Here is a 1,138-nt window from a genome sequence, read left to right on the forward strand (position 1 = left end):
CTAGTGTAGCGTGTCGGTGATTCCTTTGGGTATGGTTTTTTGTCAGACTTGATTCATGGTTTATCTGGCAAGGGCTTTGGAATTGCGTGACGGGGACCGGGGGGCTCTGGAGGCGCTGACTCGTGGGAATTCTTCCTCCGCGTCGTTGGCGTTGCGGGCGCGCACGGTTTTGTTGGCTGCCGACGGGATGCCGAATATCCAGATCGAGAAGATCACGGGGTTTTCGGCGCCCACGGTTTTGAAGTGGCGCAACCGCTATGTCGAGGGTGGCATCGAGGCCTTGTCCGATGTCCAGCGTCCGGGCCGGGAGCGGGAAATCGACGAGCTTGCCCTGATCGCGGACACCCTGACCAATGACGGGAAGCCGCCGGCCGAGTTGGGGATCTCGCACTGGTCCGCCCGGATCATGGCCGAACGCCACGGAGTCTCCTTTTCCTCGGTGGCCCGGATCTGGCGTCGTTGGAAAATCCAGCCGCACCGGATCGAGACGTTCAAGTTCTCCACCGATCCCGCCCTGGAGTTCAAGCTCCGGGATGTGGTGGGCCTGTATATGTCTCCGCCGGAAAACGCGGTGGTGGTGAGTATCGATGAGAAGACCCAAATCCAGGCGCTGTCCCGTACCGGCCCGGATCAGCCGTTGTCCTCGACGCACCCGCTGCAGCAGACCCATGACTACAAGCGGAACGGCACCACCACCTTGTTCGCCGCCTTGGAGGTCCTCACGGGCAAACTCAGTGCGAACGCCTTCTATCCCAAGCACACCAATATCGAGTTCGTCGATTTCCTGGGCCGGGTCGCGGACGCCCACCCCGGGGTTGAGCTGCATGTCATCTGCGACAATTACGCGACCCATAAGCACCAGAACGTCAAGGACTGGCTGGCTGAAAACCCGCGGGTCACCCTGCATTTCACCCCGACCAGCTGTTCCTGGCTGAACATGGTGGAGATCTTCTTCGGGATCATCACCCGCCAGTGCCTCAAACGCGGGGCATTCAGCTCGGTGAAAGAGCTGGAACAAACCATGGAACGCTACATCGAGAACTACAACCAGGACGCCAAACCATTCACCTGGACCAAATCAGCGGAGTATCTCCTGGGCAAGATGAAACGCAAACAAACCATTAACACGGAACACTAG

The 1,138-nt window shown here is 59.1% G+C and carries 1 protein-coding gene; it reads left to right on the forward strand.

Annotated elements, in window-relative coordinates; genetic code table 11:
• The first annotated feature begins 55 nt into the window (after positions 1 to 55).
• On the forward strand, positions 56 to 1,138 hold the full coding sequence (locus tag BJQ90_RS09125; RefSeq protein ID WP_226759973.1) for an IS630 family transposase: 1,083 nt from the start codon (positions 56 to 58) through the stop codon (positions 1,136 to 1,138).

Origin of the sequence: Arthrobacter sp. SO3, from assembly GCF_020532825.1 — a bacterium.
Classification (GTDB): Bacteria; Actinomycetota; Actinomycetes; order Actinomycetales; family Micrococcaceae; genus Arthrobacter.